This is a genomic window from Kribbella sp. NPDC104740 (genome assembly GCF_055583505.1).
Genome location: NZ_JBVJNV010000007.1, coordinates 123,419 through 139,520, shown reverse-complemented (window position 1 = coordinate 139,520; position 16,102 = coordinate 123,419). Strand labels below are relative to the sequence as shown.

Genomic DNA, 16,102 nt, shown 5'->3' with positions numbered 1-16,102 from the left:
TCGCACCGTGCACTTGAAAAATGAACTGATGGCGAACACCTCACGACCGAGGCCCGATCGGGCTGGGTCGTGCGGTAGAAAGTCCTTGATGTGCTGTCTGTTCGGGGAGGATCATTGCGTTCGCGACTTGCCGCGACGATCGTGCTGGCGGCGGTTCTGACCTCCTGCGGGACGCACGACGACTGGGCCGCGCCGCGGGTGGCGCCCGCACCGGTCGGTGCTCTGGGCAACGGATTCGTCGACCCGCAGGCGACACCGACGCCGGAGGCAACGATCTCGCCGCGCCCCGGGTCCTGGGACGGCGTACACCCCTCGGAGGGCTACCGGGTGGTCCTGCTGACCGCCGGCGACGACCCGCAGACGAAGGTCCTGACCGACGCGGTGACCTCCTGGGCCGCGGCCGAGAAGGTCAGCCTGAAGACCGTCCAGGACCACGACCCGGCCAAGCACGTCGACGCGATGGACCGGGCGCTGGCCCTGAAGGCCGACCTGATCGTTGTCGCGGGCAACAGCTTGATCGACCCGCTGGCGCTGTTCACGGCGAACCATCTCGACCAGCAGTTCCTGGTGCTCGGCGCCGAGGTGGCCGAGCCGACACACAACGTGACCGCGGCCGACTGGACCGGCGCCGCGTTCCGCGGCGAGGGGCTCGGGATGTCGTCGACGTACGACGCGACGACGTTCACCCCCGAGCGGGCCGGTCGCGCGCTCCGCGCCGGGATCGCCAGTGTGCTGCACGGGCTGACCGGCATCGTGGTCTGGATCGACTAGCTAGCGGTCACGCGTCGTCGAATACAGGTGGCTGTCGCGGAAGTTGCTGGCGGCAAGGGTCTCGCCGACGATGACGACGGCGGTACGGCGTACGCCGGCCTCGTTGACCTGCGCGGCGATGTCCGCGAGCGTGCCGCGCAGGATCAGCTCGTCGGGCCGGCTCGCGCGGGCGACGACCGCGACCGGGCAGTCGGCGCCGTAGTTCGGGGTCAGCTCCTCGACGAGTCGTTCGATCTGCTGGACGGCCAGGTGCAACACCATCGTGGCGCGGCTCGCGCCAAGCGTCGCCAGGTCTTCGCCGGCCGGCATCGCCGACGCCCGCCCGCCGACACGGGTCAGGATCACCGTCTGACCGATTTCGGGCACGGTCAGCTCGCGGCCGAGCGTCGCGGCCGCCGCCGCGTACGCCGGGACGCCGGGCGTCACGTCGTACGGGATGTCGAGCGCGTCGAGCCGGCGCATCTGCTCGGCCATCGCGGAGAACACCGACGGGTCGCCGGAGTGCAGGCGCGCGACCTCGAGGCCCTGCTCGTGCGCGGCGGCCAGCTCGGCGAGGATCTGGTCGAGATCGAGGTTGGCCGTGTCGACCTTGCGGGCGCCGGGCGGGCAGTGGTCGAGCAGCTCGACGGGGACCAGCGCACCGGCGTACAGGCAGACCGGGGAGCTCGCGATCAGGTCGCGGCCGCGGACGGTGATCAGGTCGGCCGCGCCCGGGCCGGCGCCGATGAAGTGCACGGTCACTTGGTCACGCTCCAGATCGTCACAGGCATCGCCGGGCGCCAGCCGGTCATCCCGCCGACCGGCGAGGCGCGCTGGACCGACAGGCGGACCAGCTCGCCGCCGAGCTCGGCGTACCAGCGGGCGATCAGGGACTCGGTCTCCAGGGTGACGCCGTTCATCACCAGGCGGCCGCCGGGTCGGAGGGCTTCCCAGCAGGTTTCGACGACGCCGGGCTTGGTGCCGCCACCGCCGACGAAGATCGCGTCGGGGCTCTCCAGATCCTGCAGTGCTTGGGGAGCAGCGCCGACTGTGGTCCGGACGACGACGCCGAGGCCGGCCGCGTTGCGGTCGAGGCGCTTGGCGCGATCGGGGTCGCGCTCGATCGCCACCGCGCGGCAGCTCGGGTGGTGCCTGGCCCACTCGATCGCGATGCTGCCCGCGCCGCCGCCGACGTCCCAGAGCAGCTGGCCGGGCACCGGCGCGAGGCGGGAGAGCGTGACGGCGCGGACCTCGCGCTTGGTGAGCTGGCCGTCGCTCTCGTACGCGTCGTCGGGCAGGCCGGGGCTCGTCGACAGGAGTTTGGCGTCGGGGTCCGGGCGGCACTCGATGCCGATGACGTTGAGCGCGTCGACCGTGTTTTGCCAGTCGCGGGCGGCGCTGGTCGTGACCGTCTCGCCGGCGCCACCGAGCTGCTCCAGGACGGTGAACTGCGAGCCGCCGTACCCGCGCTCGGTCAGCAACTGCGCGACCTCGGCCGGCGTGTGGGCGCCCCAGCTCAGGACGACTAGCCTCCGACCCGGCTGAACGTGCGGGTGGACCAGCTCGAGCGGGTGCCCGACCAGGCTGATCACCTCGACCTGGTCCTGCGGCCAGCCGAGCCGCGCGCAGGCGAGCGAGACGCTCGACGGGTGCGGAATCACGTGCACCGGCCCGAGCAGGCGGGTGAGCGTCGTACCGATGCCGTGGAAGGTCGGGTCACCGCTGGCCAGGACGCAGATCTTCTTGTCCTGGTACGTCGCCAGCAGGCCCGGCAGCGACTCCGACAATGGCGACGGCCAGGCGACTTTCTCGGCGCCGTCCGGCACGAGCGCGAGCTGGCGCGCGCTCCCCATCACCACCTCGGCGGCTTCGACCGCCTGTCGCGCTCTCGGTGACAACCCGTCCCACCCGTCGGCGCCGACCCCGACAACGGTCAGGTCAGGCATTCCCCAGCACCTTCGTCACGTCGATCTCGACGACGACGCGCAGCGGATTCACCCGCGGCTGCTTGTACCGCGCGGCGTACCGACGCTCGGCATCGGCAACCGCCGCCGGGTCGTCGTTCACCGCCGCGCGCCCCTCCAGCGACGACCACGTCCGGCCGTCAACCTGCGTCACCGACACCGCCGCGCCCTCGGCGCCCGCCGCCCGGATCAGCCGCGCCTTGTGCGACTCCCCGCTGCAGATCACCCGCGCGATCCCGGCCTCGAGGTCGAGAGTCACCCCCACCGGCGTCGAGTGCACCGTCCCGTCCTTGCGCACCGTGCTCAACACACACAGGTGCCGCTCGGTCCAGAACTGCCCGAACCCGACCGACCGCCCACTCAGCACCGATTCCACCCGCCGATCGTAGACAGCCCGCCCGCGCGGACCCGCGGGCGGGCTGCGCGGCGGACCTCCACCACTCACCAACCGGCGCCGGCTCGGCGTCGCGCCGCTCAGGGTCCGCGGCAGCAGGCCCGTCAGCGGAGGTTGGTGAGTGGTGCGCGTCCGTCAGCCGATGTCGCGGCGCCGGAAGGTTGCGTAGCCGGCCAGGGTGAGGGCGGCGGTGATCGCCAGAAGCCAGATCACCGGGGTGGCGGTGAAGTCGCCGCCGGGGAGGCGGGGGGTGTGGGCGTAGGGGCTGAGGTTCTGGACGGGTTCGGGGAGGTTGAAGAGTGAGCCGAACTCGCCGACGAGGAGGAAGGCGCCGTAGAGGAACCAGGCGGCGGTGACCAGGCGGGGTAGGGCTCCGAAGAGGAGGACGACGATGGCGGTGACGAGCCAGGTGGCGGGGAGTTGGACGAGGGAGGCGGCTAGCAGGCGTGGGAGTTGGTGGCTCATGTTGCCGAGTTCGGCGCCGCTGGAGATGCCGGTGCCGATGCCGCCGAGGACCGCCAGGGCGGTGGTGCCGGCGAGGGCGATGAGGACGTGGCTGGAGAGCCAGCGGGTGCGGGTGATGCCGGTGGCGAGGAGGGGTTCGGCGCGGAGGCTGGTTTCCTCGGAGCGGAGCCGGAGGGCGGCCTGGATGCCGAAGGCGCTGGCGAGGAGGCCGAGCATCCCGGTTTCGGTGGCGAGGAAGGCGTCGGTGATGCCGTCGACGCCGCCGAGTTTCTGGACCAGGTCCTTGGCGCTGTCGCTGGTGACGAAACCGTCGACGTTGCTGGCGATGTTGCCGACGATCAGGCCGAGCAGCAGGAACGCGGCCGACCAGCCGTAGAGCGCTCCGCGCTGCAGGCGCCAGGCCAGAGCGAGCGGCGAGCGCAGCGAGCGGGCGGCGACCGGCGGGCCGGGACGCGGGCGGACCAGCCCGGCGCCGATGTCGCGGCGACGCAGGAGGGCGATGGCAGCGGCCACCAGTACGGCGGTGAGCGCGATCGGCAGCAGCGCGACGACGAACCGGTCGCCGGCGTACGGGCGGATCTGCTGGGTCCAGCCGATCGGCGACAGCCAGGACACCCACTCGGCGCCGGCCGACGAGTCGCCGATCGCGCGCAGTACGTACGCGATCCCCAGTACGACGGCCGTCAGGCCGGTCGCGGTCCGGGCGTTCTCGGTGAGCTGGACGACCAAGGCGCTCACCCCGGCGAACGCCAGGCCGGCCGCGATCCAGGTCAACCCGAAGGCGAACGAACCCACCGCCGGGAGGCCGGCGCCGATCAGCCCGAGCGCGCTGACCAGGCCGAGCGCGATGACGGTGCCGGAGGCAACGATCAGCGCGGCGGTCAGGGCGGCGTACCGGCCGAGGACGCCGGCGCTGAGCAGCTCGAGGCGGCCGGTCTCCTCCTCGCCGCGGGTGTGCCGGTTGACGATGATCGCCGCGAGCAACCCGACCAGCAGGGCGCCGAAGTTGATCAGCTTGAACAGCGACACCTCGCCCAGCGAGGTCGGGTCGAAGATCCGGCCGTACAGCGAGAGCAGCGCGGGCGAGGCGTTGGTCGTGTTCGCGGCGTCCACCCGGGACTGTACGTCGGGGAACACCTCGATCGACGCCGCCGCCGAACCGGCCGCGGTGACCGCGAAAACGACCACCCACAAGGGGATCAGGACCCGGTCGCGGCGTAACGCGAGCCGCACCAGGGTCGACGTACCGACGAAGTCGTTCATCGCGCGTCCACCAGCTCCGGAGTCTCGTCCTCGTAGTGGCGCAGGAACAGCTCCTCCAGCGTCGGCGGCTGCGCGACCAGGCTCTTGATCCCGCTCGCGGCGAGCTGCTTCATCAGGCCGTCGAGCTGCGCGGTGTCGACCTCGCAACGGACCCGGTTGCCCTCGACATCGAGATTGTGGACCCCGGGCAACGAAGCGATGCCGTTCGGGGAGGCCGACAGCTCGGCCTGGATCGAGGTCCGGGTCAGGTGCCGCAGGTCGGCCAGGGTGCCGGTCTCGACCACCTTGCCCTTGCGGATGATGCTGATCCGGTCGCAGAGCGCCTCGACCTCGGACAGGATGTGACTGGACAGCAGCACGGTCCGGTCCCGGTGGCGCTCCTCCTCGATGCACTGGCGGAACACCTCCTCCATCAGCGGGTCCAGGCCCGAGGTCGGCTCGTCCAGGATCAACAGCTCGACGTCGGAGGCGAGCGCGGCGACCAGCGCGACCTTCTGCCGGTTGCCCTTGGAGTACGTGCCGCCCTTCTTGGTCGGGTCGAGGTCGAAGCGGCGCAGCAGCTCGTCGCGCTTCTTCGGGTCGAGTCCCCCACGCAGCCGGCCGAGCAGGTCGATCACCTCGCCGCCGGTCAGGTTCGGCCACAGGTTCACGTCGCCCGGCACGTAGGCCAGCCGCCGGTGCAGGGCCGCCGCGTCGCGCCAGGGGTCGCCACCGAGCAGCGACACGTCGCCGGAGTCCCCGCGCAGCAGTCCGAGCAGAACGCGGATCGTGGTGGACTTCCCCGCGCCGTTCGGGCCGAGGAATCCGTGCACCTCACCGGTCGCGACGTCGAGGTCGAGACCGTCGAGGGCGTGCGTCACGCCGTACGACTTGTGCAGTCCGGAGACCGTGATGGCTGAAGTCATGGTTCAGACGCTACACTTCATTCAGAAATTTGTGAATGTTCCTAACGTTTCTCTCACACGTCAGGGATTTCGGGGACCGAGAGGAGATGATGGGGCGGTGAGCGCACAACGAGACGACGAGGCGGTCCAGCGGTACGCCGAGGGCTTCGGCAACCTGCTGGCCGACACCGGCTGGCCGCGGATGTCGGCCCGGGCCTTCGCCGCCATCCTGTCCAGCGAGGACGGCCGGCTGACGTCGGCCGAGCTGAGCGAGCAGCTGCAGGCCAGTCCGGCGGCGATCTCCGGCGCGGTCCGGTACCTGCTGCAGATGCGGCTGGCCTCCCGCGAGCGCGAGCCGGGCAGCCGCCGCGACGTGTACGTCGTCCAGGACGACTTCTGGTACGAGTCGATGATGCGCCAGGACCGCTTCCTGCCGCGCTGGGAGGACATCCTCGGCCAGCTGATCAACGAGCTCGAGCCGGGCAGCCCCGCGCACCGGCGGGTCAGCTCGACACTCGGCTTCCTGGCCTTCATCCAGGCCGAGGTGGACGGGCTGAGCGAGCGCTGGGTCAAGTACAAGGCCGAACTGGACGCCGAGTACGACGCGCAGTACTGAACGCGAAAGGCCCCGGCGACGTATCGCCGGGGCCTCTCACAGCGGCGCCTAGCGCAGCGTGCTGGCCGCCACCATGTCGAGCGTCTGCTGCAGCAGCGGGCTCACCTTCACCGAGCCGGCCTTCGACTTCGGCAGCGGGACCGCCTTGCCGTCGACCGGGCCCTTGACCGGGTAGACCGACAGCTCGGCCGGCAGCGGGCTGGTGCCGCAGACCTGGTCCTTGCCCGGCAGCTCGCCACCGAACACGAACCGGTCACCGATCGCCTCGGCGCACGCCGACGCCGAGCCGATGTACTGACCGTGCTGGCCCTCGTCGTCGATCGCGACGAAGCGGGTCACCTGCTTGGTGTCGTTGTGCGTGCGCAGCGAACCCTCGTACGCCGTCGCCGGGTCGAGCTCGCCCTGGACGATCAGCATCCGGGGCGCACCCTTCAGGTCCAGCTTGCGGTCCTGCGGGGCGTACTTCCAGAACGCGCACATCGGGACGCCGTTCATGTAGCCGAAGAAGGTGTACTTCTTGGCCATCCGGTCGGCTTCCTTCAGGTAGAAGTTCGGGTCCGTGTTCCAGGCGGTGTCGTTGCACCGGACCGTGGTCCCGATCGCGCCGAGGTTCACCGGCTGGTCGCCGGAGGTCGCCCGCGCCGCGGTCTCTCGGGCGTCGGCGAGCACCGACTTCACCGTGTCGGCCTGGGCGGCCGCCACACCGGCCGTGGTCAGCGCCGCGGCGCTCACGCCGTACCGGGCCCTGATCGCGGCGAGGGTGTCGAAGGCCTGCAGCTCCGGCGCGAGCCGGGCCCAGGCGCGGTCGACGTGCTGGACGGTGACCGTGCCGGCGTCCGGGTCCTTGACGAACTCGTCGTGGACCAGGATGTCCATCGTGGCCCGGATGAACCGGACGTTGCCGTAGATCGCGCTGTAGATGTTGCCGTCCAGACCGTCGCCCCGGACGTCGCTCTCACCGGCCTTGACCAGCGTCACCAGCGACGCGCGGATGCCGTTGTACTTCGCCAGTACCTGCGCCGGGGTCTTGCCCAGGCCGGTGATCTGGTCGGCGTGCCGGGCGATCCACGGGAACAGCTGGGTGTCGCGGCGGCGCTGCCCGGAGAACGGGTCGAAGTTGATGTTGTCCCACTGGGTGTGGGTCCAGTCCATGTTCGAGTCGAGCACGAACCGGCCCACCCGGCTCGGGTAGGTGTCGGCGTACCAGCCGGCCAGCCAGGTGCCGTAGCTGTACCCGATGAAGTTCAGCTGCCGGGCCTTGAGCAGCGCCCGGATGAACTCCATGTCGTACACGGTCTGCTGGCTGCTCACGAACTGGCCGAACTCGGTCGCCGCGCAGGCCTCGGCCTGCAGCTTCGCCTCGGCGACCTCGACCTTGTGGGTGAGCTTGGTGCGCTCCTTGTAGTCGGGCGTCACCGGCAGCGCGTTCAGCTTCTCGGCCGTGGTGATGCACTGCAGCGGCGTGCTCTGGCCGAATCCGCGCGGGTCGAAGCCGACCAGGTCGAAGTCGCTGAACAGCTGCGGCTTGTCGGTGGCCAGCGCCGCGCTCAGCGTCAGGCCGGCACCGCCCGGACCGCCGGGGTTGGAGGCCATCAGGCCCTTCGACGTACCGGTTGCCTTGCTGTACGAGATGGCGATCTCGACGTCGGGGTGCGCGGTCGGGTTGGCCCAGTCCATCGGGACCTTCACCTTGGCGCAGTTCGTGGTCGGGGCGGCTGGGTAGAGCGCCTTGATCTGCGCGTCGAACGCGCAGACCGACCACTGCACCGGCTGGTCCAGGTACTGCTGCGGAATGGCCGGCGTCGGCGGGTCGGTCGGCTTCGGCGCCGCCGCGGCCGTGGTGGCCGTCAGCAGCGGAAGGACCAGCGCCGCGGCGGTGGCTGTGGCCACCGCGATCTTCCGGGGTGTGAACACGCTCAGACTCCCGTTGTTCCAGGCGGACAGGAATAGGGCAACCTAATTCGCCTGACGTGACAGTTACCAGGTGTGAGAACGCAATCAAGGGCAAACCCGCATCACAGCTCGTAGACGCTGTGGATCGTGCAGTAGATCGGCGGCGACTCCAGCCCCGGGTAGTAGAGCCGTCCGGCCTCGTCGGTGATCTTGAAGTACGCCGTGGAGGCGCCGGCCTGCGACGGCGCCTGCAGCTGCATCCGGACCGTCACGATCTGTCCCGGTACGGCGTCCGGCAGCCGCGCCGACCGTGGCGACCGCATCCAGCCCGGCGTCGCCGCGGCACCCTGCCGGGTCAGCCAGCGGTCCCGCCACGGGCGTTCGCCGCTGTTGCGGATCTCCCAGGTCTTCTCGAACTTCTGGTCCCGCACCACCCGGGTCCCGTCCGGCACGCTCTCGCCGACCAGCTCCGCGCGGTCCTCGGGGTGGTGATCGACCGGGACCGATCCGCCCAGGATGACGGGCTGGACGTGCCGGCGCTGGTCGCGCTGCGAGACGTCCTTGCCGGCCCGGACGGCGGCGTCGAGCTCGTCGAGCTGGTTCACCAGGGAGCTGTCGGCGCCGAACTGTTCGTCGTACCACTCGATCAGCTGGCGGCTCGGCTTGGTGTGCCCGCGCTCGACCCGGGACAGGTGGCCCTTGTCCCACCCGGACAGGCCGGCCGCCCGCGTCAGCGGGACGCCGGCCGCCTCCCGCAACTCGCGCATCCGGCTGCCGATCAGGGAGCGAACCTGGGCTGGCCTCACCGTGCTTCTCCGATCGTTGCCCACTGCGACAACACCGTAACGCTCTGATTCTCTGTGAATCAGTACCAGCGCGCTACCTCGCAACCGAAAAGGAGCAACCATGCGTACCGCCCTCCTGCGCATCACCGCCCGGCTCACCCTGACCACCCTGCTCGGCGGTGCCGCCGTCTTCGGCGCCACGATGCCCGCCCACGCCGCGACCGGGACCGTCGTCACCGACAGCGGGACCGGCGTGACCATCCGCTCCGGCAACGCCACGACCTTCGGCGCGGTCGGTACCCAGCCCAACGGGACGGTCCAGATCGACTGCCAGATCTACGGCGAACCGGTGACCGGCAAGTTCGGCCGCAGCCTGGTCTGGGACCACGTCCCGGGCAAGGGGTTCATCTCCGACGCGTACGTGAACACCGGCAGCAGCGGGCTGGTCGCGCCGCTGTGCACGAGCAACCCGCGCGCCGACAAGGCGATCGCGTGGTACTCGTCGCGGAACGGCTCGACGGCGTACCAGGGGTACTGCGAGAAGGCGGCCGAGAACTCGTACGGCAAGACCGCGATCTACGCCTCGGCCAAGGCGAACTGGAACGACGCCGTGGCGCGCGGGGCCGCGCACCGGGGTGATCTGAACCCGCCGAAGGGTGCGCTGGTGTTCTGGGACCTGGCGGCGCCGTACGGGCACGTCGGGGTGGCGCGCGGGGACGGGTACTTCTGGGCGACGAGCGTCGGCGGCAAGATCGGGCTGGCCAAGCTGCCGTACTTCAGCTCGTACCTCGGCTGGGCCTGGCCGAACTTCTAGGGCGGCGCCTGGGGAGTTCCGCGCAGGAACTGCCAGCCCGCCTTGGCCCAAGCGCCCGGTCGCACCCGCCCCTCCGACCGGGCGCGGACACCCACCACTGTCCAACCTCGCGCAGAACCGGCGTGTCGGCCCGACACGCCGTGGTCGGCGACGGTTGATCAGTGGTGGGCGTCCGCACTATCGGGGTGACCGCTCCCCCGACCCGCGCTGGATGAGCGTGACGGGCACGACGATCCGCTGCGGCGGGCGCGTCTCGGTGCCGTCCGCGCGCGCGAGCAGCAGGCGCGCCGCCGTACGGCCGAGCTCGGCGATGTCGGAGGCAACGACCGTCACCGGGGTCGGCAGCATGTCGGCCATCCGGAAGTCGTCGAAGCCGACCACCGCGGGCACGCTGTTCTCCCCCAGCCCGCGCAGTACGCCCTCGGTGACGAAGTTCGTCGACGCGAACAGCGCCGTCGGCGGCTCCGGCTGACTCATCAGCTCGCGCGTCGCCTTCTCGGCCGCCTCCGCGGTTCCCTCCGGCAGCTGCACGACCAGCGACTCGTCGACCGTCACGCCCGCTTCGCGATGCGCCCGCCGGTAGCCGCGCAACCGCCGCCCGGTCGTGTAGTACGACGGCGCCAGCAGGATCGCGACCCGGCGATGCCCCTGCCCGAGCAGGTGATCGGTCGCCACCTTGCCGCCGGCCTCGTTGTCGACCATCACGATGTCGGCCTCGATCCCGTGCGCCGGCCGGTCCACGAACACCACCGGTACGCCGGCCGCGGTCAGGAACGAGTGGTCGCTCTGGTCCGGCACGATCATCAGCCCGGCGACCTGCCGCCCGATCAGCTCCTGGATCGCCCGCTTCTCCCCCTCCGGGTCCTCGTCGACGCTGCCGAGCACGACCGCGAACCCGGACTGCCCGGCAACCTCCAACGACGCCTTGGCGATCGTCGCGAAGAACGGGTTGGTCAGGTCGCCGAGCACCAGCGCGAGACTCGACGACTTCTTCCCCGGCCGCAGCGCCCGGGCGACTTCGTTGCGCTGAAACCCGAGCTCCCCGATCGCGACCCGAACCCGCTCAGCAGTCTCGGCCCGGACGCCCGCACCGCCGTTCACCACCCGCGACACGGTCCCCAGCCCGACCCCGGCCCGCCGGGCCACATCGATCATCGTCGGCGGCTTGGCATCCGGACTACGCGGAAACGGCTCGGTCACAGGGTCAGCTTCCCTCTCACGGCAAGGCATCGGCACCCGACAGTAAATTGCCGCCCGGCCCGCTGACGACGATCCCCGGCAAGCTGTGATGATTCCGGGATGACCGCCGACGACGTGCAGCACGTGAAGGTCCGCTTCGAGCTCGAGCCCGACGAGGACGGCTGGCCGCCCGCGAGCAGCGAGGGCCTGTGGGCGGTACCGGTGGGCGAAGACAGGGTGCGGCTCGACAACAACCCGTGGTTCGCTATGAACGTCGCCGCGGACGACATCTTCCGGGTCCGCCCGGACGACGAAGGGGTGCTGTGGGCGACGGAGAGGCTGGAGTGGTCGGGGAACTGCACCATCCGCGTGATCCCGTTCCGCGCCGGTCCGTTGGCCGGCAGCCGCCAGGCGGTGCTGGACGCGTTCGCCGATCTGGGCGTGGACGGCGAGGGGATCGAGCGCTTCGGGATGGTCTCGCTGAACGTGCCACCGGAGGCGGAGCTCGCAGTGGTCAAGGGGGTGCTGGAGCGCGGGGTTCGGGACGGCTGGTGGGAGTACGACGAAGGCTGCGTCGGCGAGGACTGGCAGAACGCGGACCCGGCGTAGGCGCTGGGGTCTGGGCCGAGCGCGCGCGGACCCGGCGTAGGCGTGAGGTTGCGCGGGCGGGCCCGGCCGGGAGCACCCGGCCGGGCCTTCCGGCGTGCTAGACGGCTTGCCAGAGGGAGAGGGCGAAGCGGTCCTCGGTGTCGGTCCACCAGGCGCCGGGGGTGAAGCCGGCTTTGTCGAGCTCGGCTTCGACGCCGTGGCGGTGGAACTTGGCGGAGATCTCGGTGCTGAGCTCCTCGCCTTCGGCGAAGTCGACCTCGAGGCGGATCTCCGGGATCAGGACGCGCATCGCGCGGTCGGCGCGCAGGTGCATCTCGATCCACTCGTTCTCGGGGTCCCAGACGGCGACGTGGCTGAAGGCGTCGACGTCGAAGTCGGCGCCGAGCTGGCGGTTGAGGACGCGGAGGACGTTCTTGTTGAACTCACCGGTGACGCCCGCGCTGTCGTCGTACGCCGCGACGAGCGTCGCCGGGTTCTTCACCAGGTCGGTGCCGAGCAGCAGCCACTCGCCTGGTTCGAGGACCTCGCGGACCGAGGTGTAGAAGGTCTCGCGCTCGGTCGGGAGCAGGTTGCCGATCGTGCCGCCGAGGAACGCGACCACGCGCGGGGCCTCGCCGGGGAGTTTGTCGAGGTGGGCGGTGAAGTCGCCGACCACGCCGTGCACGGTCAGCGCCGGGTAGTCGGCGTTGATCGCCGCGGCCGCCTCGCGGAGCGCGGTCTCGGAGACGTCGAGCGGGACGAACGTGTTCAGGGTGCCGTGCTTGGTCAGGCCGTCGAGCAGCAGCCGGGTCTTCTCCGAGGAACCGGAGCCGAGCTCGACCAGGGTGTGAGCGCCGGTGAGCTCGGCGATCTCGGCGGCGCGGGCGGTCAGGATCTCGCGCTCGGCGCGGGTCGGGTAGTACTCGGGCAGGCGGGTGATCTGTTCGAAGAGCTCGCTGCCGCGGGCGTCGTAGAACCACTTCGGCGCCAGCCACTTCGGGTCCGCGGTCAGTCCGGCCCGGACGTCCTCCTTCAGGGCGCGGGAGGTGTAGTCCGGGGTCAGATGAACGTCGATCAGGGTCACTGTCGTCCTTCCATCGAGGTGGTGGAGCAGGCGTACCGGGTCGCGGTGAGCAGGGTGCGGTCGGGGAGTTCGCGCCAGCCGGGGTCGTCGGTCCACGGCTCCGAGCTGACGGTCACGGAGTCGTCGGTCTGTCGTACCCAGAGGGCATGCGTCCAGGTGGTCGCGACGAGCTGCTCGCCGTCGGTGAGCAGGATGTTCAGCCGCGATCCGGGCGCGGCGGCTTCGACGTCCTGTACGACGGACGCCACCGCCTCGGCCGGGCCGCGGTCGAGGCGGTCGACGATCAGCGCCCAGAGCAGCGCGGAGTCGACCGGGGCGTCGAGGGTCAGCAGGTCGGTGACGGGCAGGCCCTCGGCGAGCTTCGCCACCGAGCCGGGCCAGTCGCGGATCAGGCCGTTGTGGCTGAAGAACCATTGGCCGTGCTGGAAGGGCGCCGCCGCGCCTTCACCCAAAGGCATCCCGGTGGTCCCGTTGCGCACGGCAGCGATGACGGCACCGGAGGAGATGCTTCGGGTGAGACCCGGGAGGTTCTCGTCCGCCCAGATCGGCACACTCCTCCGGTACCTGACAGCCTGACCGTCGACGTACCAACCAACCCCGAAGCCATCGGCGTTCACCGATCCCCCACCGCGCATGTCGTTCGGCGCCCAGCTCTGCTTGTACAGCGAGTGCGGTGGGTCGAGGACGAGCGATGCCAGTGAGACCGATGGCCCGAGGTAGGCCAGGTGGCGGCACATCAGGGGCGGTCCGACGGTTGCGGGTCACGGGCGCACCGGAAGCCCGCGAAGATCTGTCGCCGGATCGGGTAGTCCCAGTTCCGGAAGGTGCTGCGGGCAACGACCTCGTCGGTGCCGAACGAACCGCCGCGGAGGATCTTGTAGTCCGGCCCGAAGAAGACCAGCGAGTACTCGTCGTACGGGAAGGCCCGGAAGCCCGGGTACGGCGTGAAGTCGCTCGACGTCCACTCCCAGCAGTCGCCGATCAGCTGCTCGACGCCCAGCGGCGACGCACCCGCCGGGTACGCCCCGACCGGCGCCGGCCGCAGGTGCCGCTGCCCGAGGTTCGCGTGCTGCGGACCAGGCGTCTCGTCACCCCACGGGAACCGCCGCGTCCGCCCCGACTCCGGGTCGAACCGCGCCGCGAACTCCCACTCCTCCTCGGTCGGCAGCCGCTTGCCGGCCCACTTCGCGTACGCCTCGGCCTCGTAGAAGCAGACGTGGATCACCGGCTCGTCCAGCGGCAGCGGCTCGCGGTGCCCGAAGCGGGTCCGCATCCAGTTGCCGTCGACGACCTCCCAGAACCGCGGCGCGACCAGCGACGCCTTCTGCACATGCGCCCACCCGGCCGCCGACCAGTGCTGCTCACGCTCGTACCCACCGTCGAGCACGAAGCGCAGGTAGTCCCCGTTGCTCACCGGCACCGTGTCGATCACGTACGGCGCAACCTGTACGGCGTGCGCCGGCCGCTCGTTGTCGAGCGCCCACGGCTCGATCGACGTGCCCATCTCGAACACCCCGCCCGGCACGTACACCTCACCGGCCGGCAGCCGCCGCCCAGCAGGCGGCGCCGGCGCGTCCAGCACCGGCGAACCGGTGCGCAGCTGGTGCGTGGCGAGCATCGTCTCGTCGTGCTGCTGCTCGTGCTGGACGATCATCCCGAAGGCGAAGCCGTCGTTGACCAGCTCGCGGCCGCCGTCGAACCTCACGTGGTCGAGCACGTCCATCACCTTGTCGCGCACCTCCACGACGTACGACTTCGTCTCGGTCGGGTTCAGCAGCGGCAGCGAGGGCCGGTCGGCGCGGGCGTGCATGAACGCGTCGTACAGCTCGTCGATGTCCTGCCGGACCGGGTCACGGCCACCGACGTCGCGGACCAGCCAGAGCTCCTCCTGGTTGCCGATGTGGGCGTAGTCCCAGACCAGCGGGGACATCAGCTTGGAGTGCTGGCGGATCAGGTCGTCGGTGTCGACCGCGTCGGTCAGCTGGACGGTCCGGGCGCGGGAGCGCTCGAGCTGCCCGGCGACGAAGGCCCGGAGCTGCTCCGGGGACAGGTCGGACAGTTGGTGGTTCATGAGGCTCGCCTTCTGTGGGTGTCGTCGACGATGCAGTGCAGCCGGGTTGCGACGTGCTCTGTCAGTTCCTGCGGTACGCCGGTCCGCTCCAGCGCCCGGCTGCCCAGCTCGACCAGGTCACGGGCGGCCTGGAGCACGGGCTTGTCGTCCAGCCCCTCCCGCGCGGCCGGGAACCAGCGGCCCGCCGCCGGAGCGGCAGCGGCCAGCGCCTGGTCGGTGACCGCTTGGTCGGACATCAGGGCGATCAGCAGCAGCGTCGGCGCGATCCAGCCGTCGCCCTGCTGGGCGTCCAGGTACCTGACCTCGAGGTACCCGCGCGGGCGGACAGGTGGGAACAGAGTGGACAGGTGGTAGTCGAGGTCGTCGTACGTCGGTCTGTCGCCGGGCAGCGCGCCGTCGGCCCAGGCCCCGAAGGTCAGGCCGGGTGGCGCCTCCCAGGAGTCGCCGCGCCGCAGGCAGAGCACCGGCGCCTCCATCGCCGTCCGGGCCCAGGCTGCTGCCGGGTCCTCGTCGAGCGGTGGTGGTTCGGTGAACGGCGCGCAGGTGCCGAAGGTCGCCTCGGTACGCGCCGACGCCCAGCCGGTGTCGCTGCCGGTGCGCTGCCGCGAGTTGGCGAACAGGGCGACCATCGCCGGGCCGATGTCGTGCAGGGCGCGCCAGCGCAGGGCCGCCTGGCCGGGCTCGCCGGCGTCGAGGCAGACCTGGAGGCCGGCGGTGCTGCACATCATCCGGGGGCCGTGCGGACCGAGCTGCGCGAAGGCGCGCTCCATCGCGGCGTACCGGGGGACGGTCAGGATGCGGCGGGGTGGCCGGAAGGCGTCCAGGCCGTGGTCGCCGGGAACGAGCCCGGCGGCGCTGAGCAGTTGGGTGAGTTCCGCCGCGTCGGCGGCGGTGTCCTCGATCAGCCTGGGCACCGAGGCCGAGGCGGGGCCGGAGATCTCCACCTGGCCACCCGGCTCCACCGTGACCAGAGAACCCCGGCCGAGTGGCAGCTGCGGGCTGCCCCTGACCAGGGTGGGGGGCGCGTGCACGCCCAGGGCCTTGCCGAGTTGTCCGGCGTCGAGCGGCCGGTGCGGGTCGTCCGCGTGATGCACCGTCCACTCCAGCTCGACACCGTGCAGCTGCGGAGGGCCGTGCTTGAAGCACACCATCGCGACGTAACCCTCCGCTTCGGCCCGGGAGCCGATCGGAGTGGTCGTCGCCGGGGAAGAACCTGGCTCCGTCACGTCAGCGAACCTAACCCCGGCCACCGGCAGGAACAACCGATAGCGAGTTACCTCTCGATGACGTCAGAACCGGCGAGTGGAAGGAATTCATGCCGTCCAGCGTGCCTGGTGGCACCGACAGTTTTC

General features: G+C 70.9%; 16 protein-coding genes. 4 read left to right on the top strand and 12 right to left on the bottom strand.

Going from position 1 to position 16,102, the window contains the following annotated elements:
- The first annotated feature begins 114 nt into the window (after nt 1–114).
- The gene (locus ACZ6Z4_RS31130) at nt 115–771 is read left to right on the top strand and encodes a type 1 periplasmic-binding domain-containing protein (RefSeq protein ID WP_465572328.1); all 657 of its coding nucleotides are present in this window, start codon (nt 115–117) and stop codon (nt 769–771) included.
- Here the strand turns inward: ACZ6Z4_RS31130 and cobM are convergent, their stop codons facing one another.
- From cobM to ACZ6Z4_RS31105, 5 genes are all read right to left on the bottom strand, one after another.
- On the bottom strand, nt 772–1,512 hold the full coding sequence (gene cobM, locus ACZ6Z4_RS31125) for a precorrin-4 C(11)-methyltransferase (protein WP_465572322.1): 741 nt from the start codon (nt 1,510–1,512) through the stop codon (nt 772–774). It lies immediately after the preceding gene.
- Entirely contained in the window at nt 1,509–2,696 is a 1,188-nt protein-coding gene (gene cbiE, locus ACZ6Z4_RS31120) for a precorrin-6y C5,15-methyltransferase (decarboxylating) subunit CbiE (protein ID WP_465572318.1), read from the bottom strand. The genes cobM and cbiE overlap by 4 nt, the downstream gene beginning before the upstream one ends.
- Entirely contained in the window at nt 2,689–3,090 is a 402-nt protein-coding gene (locus ACZ6Z4_RS31115) for a TIGR03618 family F420-dependent PPOX class oxidoreductase (protein ID WP_465572315.1), read from the bottom strand. Before ACZ6Z4_RS31115 ends, cbiE begins: the two co-directional genes overlap by 8 nt.
- Nucleotides 3,091–3,243: 153 nt before the next feature.
- Nucleotides 3,244–4,836: an ABC transporter permease gene (locus ACZ6Z4_RS31110; protein WP_465572312.1), complete on the bottom strand. Its 1,593-nt coding sequence runs from the start codon at nt 4,834–4,836 to the stop codon at nt 3,244–3,246.
- A complete protein-coding gene (locus ACZ6Z4_RS31105; protein WP_465572306.1) occupies nt 4,833–5,741 on the bottom strand; it encodes an ABC transporter ATP-binding protein in 909 nt (302 codons plus the stop codon). The genes ACZ6Z4_RS31110 and ACZ6Z4_RS31105 overlap by 4 nt, the downstream gene beginning before the upstream one ends.
- Before the next feature lie 97 nt (nt 5,742–5,838).
- On the opposite strand from ACZ6Z4_RS31105, the gene ACZ6Z4_RS31100 reads away from it, so the two are divergent.
- Nucleotides 5,839–6,336 carry a GbsR/MarR family transcriptional regulator gene (locus ACZ6Z4_RS31100; protein ID WP_465572301.1) on the top strand — a complete coding sequence of 166 codons (498 nt, stop codon included), beginning with the start codon at nt 5,839–5,841 and terminating at the stop codon, nt 6,334–6,336.
- 48 nt (nt 6,337–6,384) lie between these two features.
- On the opposite strand, the gene ACZ6Z4_RS31095 is transcribed toward ACZ6Z4_RS31100, so the two are convergent.
- Together ACZ6Z4_RS31095 and ACZ6Z4_RS31090 are read right to left on the bottom strand one after the other, a co-directional pair.
- The gene (locus ACZ6Z4_RS31095) at nt 6,385–8,250 is read right to left on the bottom strand and encodes an alpha/beta fold hydrolase (protein ID WP_465572297.1); all 1,866 of its coding nucleotides are present in this window, start codon (nt 8,248–8,250) and stop codon (nt 6,385–6,387) included.
- Nucleotides 8,251–8,351: 101 nt separating this feature from the next.
- A complete protein-coding gene (locus tag ACZ6Z4_RS31090; RefSeq protein WP_363664863.1) occupies nt 8,352–9,035 on the bottom strand; it encodes an NBR1-Ig-like domain-containing protein in 684 nt (227 codons plus the stop codon).
- A gap of 100 nt (nt 9,036–9,135) precedes the next feature.
- Between ACZ6Z4_RS31090 and ACZ6Z4_RS31085 the strand changes: the two genes are divergently transcribed.
- Nucleotides 9,136–9,828, top strand: a complete 693-nt coding sequence (locus ACZ6Z4_RS31085; protein WP_465572289.1) for an SH3 domain-containing protein — start codon at nt 9,136–9,138, stop codon at nt 9,826–9,828.
- 177 nt (nt 9,829–10,005) lie between these two features.
- Here ACZ6Z4_RS31085 and ACZ6Z4_RS31080 read toward each other — a convergent pair whose 3' ends face one another.
- On the bottom strand, nt 10,006–11,028 hold the full coding sequence (locus ACZ6Z4_RS31080) for a LacI family DNA-binding transcriptional regulator (RefSeq protein WP_465572286.1): 1,023 nt from the start codon (nt 11,026–11,028) through the stop codon (nt 10,006–10,008).
- Nucleotides 11,029–11,127: 99 nt separating this feature from the next.
- Between ACZ6Z4_RS31080 and ACZ6Z4_RS31075 the strand changes: the two genes are divergently transcribed.
- On the top strand, nt 11,128–11,616 hold the full coding sequence (locus ACZ6Z4_RS31075; RefSeq protein WP_465572283.1) for a DUF4265 domain-containing protein: 489 nt from the start codon (nt 11,128–11,130) through the stop codon (nt 11,614–11,616).
- 97 nt (nt 11,617–11,713) lie between these two features.
- Here ACZ6Z4_RS31075 and egtD read toward each other — a convergent pair whose 3' ends face one another.
- Genes egtD through ACZ6Z4_RS31055 form a run of 4 tightly spaced genes read right to left on the bottom strand, consistent with a single transcriptional unit; the run spans nt 11,714 to nt 15,976 of the window.
- On the bottom strand, nt 11,714–12,679 hold the full coding sequence (gene egtD / locus ACZ6Z4_RS31070) for an L-histidine N(alpha)-methyltransferase (RefSeq protein ID WP_465572280.1): 966 nt from the start codon (nt 12,677–12,679) through the stop codon (nt 11,714–11,716).
- Nucleotides 12,676–13,416: an ergothioneine biosynthesis protein EgtC gene (gene egtC / locus ACZ6Z4_RS31065; protein ID WP_465572277.1), complete on the bottom strand. Its 741-nt coding sequence runs from the start codon at nt 13,414–13,416 to the stop codon at nt 12,676–12,678. Before egtC ends, egtD begins: the two co-directional genes overlap by 4 nt.
- On the bottom strand, nt 13,416–14,750 hold the full coding sequence (egtB, locus tag ACZ6Z4_RS31060) for an ergothioneine biosynthesis protein EgtB (RefSeq protein WP_465572274.1): 1,335 nt from the start codon (nt 14,748–14,750) through the stop codon (nt 13,416–13,418). The genes egtC and egtB overlap by 1 nt, the downstream gene beginning before the upstream one ends.
- A complete protein-coding gene (locus ACZ6Z4_RS31055; RefSeq protein ID WP_465572271.1) occupies nt 14,747–15,976 on the bottom strand; it encodes a glutamate-cysteine ligase family protein in 1,230 nt (409 codons plus the stop codon). The genes egtB and ACZ6Z4_RS31055 overlap by 4 nt, the downstream gene beginning before the upstream one ends.
- Between the last annotated feature and the right edge of the window lie 126 nt (nt 15,977–16,102).

Excerpts from the sequence above, each read along its gene's own strand:
- cbiE (WP_465572318.1), bottom strand. The coding sequence starts at position 2,696 with ATGCCTGACCTGACCGTTGTCGGGGTCGGCGCCGACGGGTGGGACGGG.
- ACZ6Z4_RS31110 (WP_465572312.1), bottom strand. The coding sequence starts at position 4,836 with ATGAACGACTTCGTCGGTACGTCGACCCTGGTGCGGCTCGCGTTACGC.
- ACZ6Z4_RS31105 (WP_465572306.1), bottom strand. The coding sequence starts at position 5,741 with ATGACTTCAGCCATCACGGTCTCCGGACTGCACAAGTCGTACGGCGTG.
- ACZ6Z4_RS31085 (WP_465572289.1), top strand. The coding sequence starts at position 9,136 with ATGCGTACCGCCCTCCTGCGCATCACCGCCCGGCTCACCCTGACCACC.
- ACZ6Z4_RS31075 (WP_465572283.1), top strand. The coding sequence starts at position 11,128 with ATGACCGCCGACGACGTGCAGCACGTGAAGGTCCGCTTCGAGCTCGAG.
- egtC (WP_465572277.1), bottom strand. The coding sequence starts at position 13,416 with ATGTGCCGCCACCTGGCCTACCTCGGGCCATCGGTCTCACTGGCATCG.
- egtB (WP_465572274.1), bottom strand. The coding sequence starts at position 14,750 with ATGAACCACCAACTGTCCGACCTGTCCCCGGAGCAGCTCCGGGCCTTC.